Below are 3,836 nucleotides of genomic sequence, written 5' to 3' on the forward strand. Positions count from 1 at the left end.
ACCCCGAGTACGTCCAGTACGAGGGCTTCCGGCCGGCACGCCGAGAGCACGCACCGGACGCCGCTCCTCAACGGGCAAACGTTGCCTGCCGCGGCCTTAGGCCAACCCGCGCCGGGCTACAGCAGGGGCCCGATGCCCAGCGATCGCCGAAACCATCTCCAGCACCTGCCGCGTCTCGGCGACCTCGTGCACCCGGTACACCTGCGCCCCCAGCCACGCGGACACCGCCGTCGTCGCCAGCGTCCCCACGACCCGTTCCTTCACGGGCCGGTCCAGGGTCTCCCCGACGAAGTCCTTATTGGACAGCGACACCAGCACCGGCCACCCCGTGGCGACCATCTCGTCCAGCCGCCGCGTCGCCTCCAGGCTGTGCCGCGTGTTCTTCCCGAAGTCATGACCCGGGTCGATCATGATCGACTCCCGCGGCACGCCCAGCGCGAGCGCCCGCTCGGCGAGCCCGACCGTCACGTCCAGGATGTCCGCCATGACGTCGTCGTACTCGATCCGGTGCGGCCGCGTCCGCGGTTCCGCCCCGCCGGCATGCGTGCACACCAGCCCCGCCCGGTGGCGTGCGGCGACCTCCGCCAGCCCGGGATCGACACCGCCCCACGCGTCGTTCAGCAGATCGGCCCCGGCCTCGCACACGGCCTCGCCGACCTCGGCCCGCCAGGTGTCCACGCTGATGATCACGTCCGGGAACCGCCGCCGCACCTCCGCGACGAACCCGACCGTCCGCCGGGCCTCCTCCTCGGCCGTGACCTCCTCGCCCGGCCCGGCCTTGACCCCGCCGATGTCGATGATCGCGGCTCCCTCGGCCACGGCCCGCTCCACGCGCGCGAGGGCCGGCTCGTCGCGGAAGGTGGCGCCCTGGTCGTAGAAGGAGTCCGGGGTGCGGTTCACAATCGCCATGATCACCGGCTCGTGTGTCCCGAATTCCCGCCTGCCCAGCCTGAGCATCCCCTGTGACCTTTCCTGGTACGTCCCGTCTTCCGCCGCCTGCGACCCTAACCGTCGGCCTCGCATGGCACGATCGGAGCCTGACAACATCCGACTCGGAGGACTCCCGGGGAGTCCGATCCATCCGACCGTGGGGGCCCCGCGATGGTTATGTTCCTGTTCCTGGTCGTCGCGCTCGCCGTCGTGGTCGGCGCGGTGACCCTCGCCGTGGTGGGCGGCGGCGAGAACGGCCCGCTGCCGGAGGCCGCCCCCGAGCGGCTGCGGGACCCGCTGCCCCCGGACCGCCCGGTCGACCGCGCCGACGTGGAGGGCCTGCGCTTCCCGCTCGCCGCCCGCGGCTACCGCATGGCGGACGTGGACGACGCCCTCAGCCGCCTGGGCGCCGAGCTCGCCGAGCGCGACGCCCGCATCGCCGACCTGGAGTCGGCCCTGGCCGGAGCCCGGTCGGCCGCCGCCCACGGGCCGGTGCACGCCTCCGGGGAGAACCACGTGTCCATGGACAAGCCGCGGCAGGAGGACCGGCCGTGAGCGACGGCACCGCCCTGGCCGGCCCGGACGGCGCGCTGCGCTGCCCCTGGGCCCTGTCCGCCCCGGAGTACGTGGCGTACCACGACGAGGAGTGGGGCCGCCCGGTCCACGGCGACGACGCGCTGTTCGAGCGGCTCAGCCTGGAGGCCTTCCAGTCCGGCCTGTCCTGGATCACGATCCTGCGCCGCCGCCCCGGCTTCCGCGCCGCCTTCGCCGACTTCAAGATCGCCTCGGTGGCCGCCTTCACCGACGAGGACCGCGAGCGCCTGCTGGCCGACGCCGGCATCATCCGCAACCGCGCCAAGATCGACGCGACCCTCGCCAACGCGCGGGCGCTGACCGAATGGTCCCCGGGCGAACTGGACGAGCTGGTCTGGTCCCACGCCCCGGACCCGGCCGGCCGGCCGGTCCCGAAGACCCTCTCCGACGTCCCACCCGTCACCCCCGAGTCGACAGCGCTGTCCAAGGCGCTGAAGAAGCGGGGCCTGCGGTTCGTCGGCCCGACGACGGCGTATGCGCTGATGCAGGCGTGCGGCCTGGTCGACGATCATCTGGGAGCATGCATGGCGAGGAGCGACCCTTCAGGGGCGCGGGGCTGAGTCCATTTGCGGCTCCGCCGCGTGGGCGCGATCAACCACGCAGAACCCGCAGCCCCCGACGGCGCCGCACCTCGGCGAACTCACCGTCCCAGATACTTCGGCTTCTCCTTGTTGACGAAGGCCTGAACCGCGATCGCGTGGTCCTCGGAGGAGCCCGCCCGGGTCTGGAGCTCGTCCTCTTTCTCCAACGTCTCCTCCAGGGAGTGCGTCAGCCCGTACGCCACCGACTCCTTCAGCGCGGCCAGCGCCACCGTCGGCCCCGCGGCCAGCGCCCGCGCCACCTTCTCGGCCTCTGCCCGCAGCTCACCGGAGGGCACCAGCCGGTTCGCGATACCCAGCTCGTACGCCTCCTGCGCGCTGATGCTCCGCGGGAAAAGCAGCAGGTCGGTGGCGCGCCCCGGTCCGACGACCCTCGGCAGGGTCCAGGAGATCCCCGAGTCGGCGGTCAATGCGACGCCGGCGAACGAGGTGTTGAACGCCGCCGTGTCCGCCACGATCCGGTAGTCCGCGGCGAGCGCGAAGCCGAAGCCGGCCCCGGCCGCCACCCCGTTCACCGCCGCGACGACCGGCTTCGCCGCCCCGGCCAGCGCCCGCACGATCGGGTTGTAGTGCTCCCGCACCGTGCTCATGGTCTGCCCCGACCCGGCCTCCCGGTCCGCCACCAGCAGGCCGATGTGCTCCTTGAGATCCTGCCCGACGCAGAACGCCCGCTCACCCGAGGCGGTCAGCAGCACCGCCCGCACGGCCGTGTCGTCCGCCGCGGACCGGACCGCCTCCCGCAGGGCGACCTTGGCCTCCACGTTCAGCGCGTTCATCGCCTCCGGGCGGTTCAGCGTGATCGTCGCGAGTCCGTCGCTCACCTCGTAGAGCACGGTGTCGGTCATGGCGTATCCCCTCCGAGTCGCGGATCGGTGGCGTACCGGCCGGTACGCCCCGGGTCTGCAGGACAGCATGACGGAGATCACCGACGGGGAACCGGGCCGGAGGTGTGACCTGCGTCAAAGAATTCTCGCCCGGATTCGTTCGGCGGACGTGTGTGCGGTGGCGGAGTATCGCAGCCTCATCGCCGAATTGAGTGGTTTTGCTCGCGTGCGTTGCCCAAGCGATGCCTACTGATGTTGGTCATCGGGTCCTGAGATGCGGGATAATGGCTTGGAAGCAATGTGTTCGATGCCGGTGTCGCGTGTCCTGCCACAAGGGCCGCACGTGTGCCCTTCTCAGGGGCCGTATCGGCTTTGACGCGGCTTTGACGATGAGCTGGGTTTCAGGAAGGGGAACGAGCATGGCGGCCATGAAGCCGCGAACGGGTGATGGCCCGCTCGAGGTGACCAAGGAGGGGCGGGGCATCGTCATGCGCGTTCCGCTCGAAGGCGGCGGTCGACTCGTCGTCGAGCTGACCCCGGACGAGGCCGACGCGCTCGGCGACGCCCTCAAGAAGGTCGTCGGCTGACGCGCAAGCGACCATACCCTTTCAGTCGCCCCGGCATCACCTGTGGTGCCGGGGCGGCTGTTTTCTCACGACCACACTCGCCTGCCCTGGCTCCCGCCCGGCTGACGTGCGATCCGGCTGGTGCCGCGACAGGCAACGTTCGCCCCGTCACGACGCCCGGCACGCTCCCCCGCGCTCTCGACTCCGCTCGAGCAGGGGGTACCCCCGCTCGCCGCACCGGCCGAAACCCCGAGTACGTCCAGTACGAGGGCTTCCGGCCGGCACGCCGAGAGCACGCACCAAACGCCGCTCCTCAACGGGCA

General features: G+C 71.6%; 6 protein-coding genes. 4 read left to right on the forward strand and 2 right to left on the reverse strand.

Annotation, left to right across the window (positions count from 1 at the left end; translation table 11 throughout):
* Nucleotides 1-96 precede the first annotated feature (96 nt).
* A complete protein-coding gene (folP, locus tag ABZ281_RS41505) occupies nucleotides 97-957 on the reverse strand; it encodes a dihydropteroate synthase (protein WP_356663118.1) in 861 nt (286 codons plus the stop codon).
* Between the two features lie 144 nt (nucleotides 958-1,101).
* Between folP and ABZ281_RS41510 the strand changes: the two genes are divergently transcribed.
* Together ABZ281_RS41510 and ABZ281_RS41515 are read left to right on the forward strand one after the other, a co-directional pair.
* On the forward strand, nucleotides 1,102-1,485 hold the full coding sequence (locus ABZ281_RS41510) for a DivIVA domain-containing protein (protein WP_356663119.1): 384 nt from the start codon (nucleotides 1,102-1,104) through the stop codon (nucleotides 1,483-1,485).
* Nucleotides 1,482-2,084, forward strand: coding sequence for a DNA-3-methyladenine glycosylase I (locus ABZ281_RS41515; protein WP_356663120.1), 603 nt, complete (start codon nucleotides 1,482-1,484; stop codon nucleotides 2,082-2,084). The genes ABZ281_RS41510 and ABZ281_RS41515 overlap by 4 nt, the downstream gene beginning before the upstream one ends.
* 80 nt (nucleotides 2,085-2,164) lie before the next feature.
* Here the strand turns inward: ABZ281_RS41515 and ABZ281_RS41520 are convergent, their stop codons facing one another.
* Nucleotides 2,165-2,968 (reverse strand): enoyl-CoA hydratase-related protein, encoded by an 804-nt coding sequence (locus ABZ281_RS41520; RefSeq protein WP_356663121.1) that lies wholly within the window; start codon nucleotides 2,966-2,968, stop codon nucleotides 2,165-2,167.
* Between the two features lie 67 nt (nucleotides 2,969-3,035).
* Here ABZ281_RS41520 and ABZ281_RS41525 point away from each other — a divergent pair, with 67 nt between their 5' ends.
* Together ABZ281_RS41525 and ABZ281_RS41530 are read left to right on the forward strand one after the other, a co-directional pair.
* Nucleotides 3,036-3,200, forward strand: coding sequence for a hypothetical protein (locus ABZ281_RS41525; protein WP_356663122.1), 165 nt, complete (start codon nucleotides 3,036-3,038; stop codon nucleotides 3,198-3,200).
* 166 nt (nucleotides 3,201-3,366) lie between these two features.
* A complete protein-coding gene (locus ABZ281_RS41530; protein WP_003966491.1) occupies nucleotides 3,367-3,534 on the forward strand; it encodes a DUF3117 domain-containing protein in 168 nt (55 codons plus the stop codon).
* Nucleotides 3,535-3,836 lie beyond the last annotated feature (302 nt).

Origin of the sequence: Streptomyces sp. NPDC006265, assembly GCF_040613555.1 — a bacterium.
Lineage (GTDB): Bacteria > Actinomycetota > Actinomycetes > Streptomycetales > Streptomycetaceae > Streptomyces.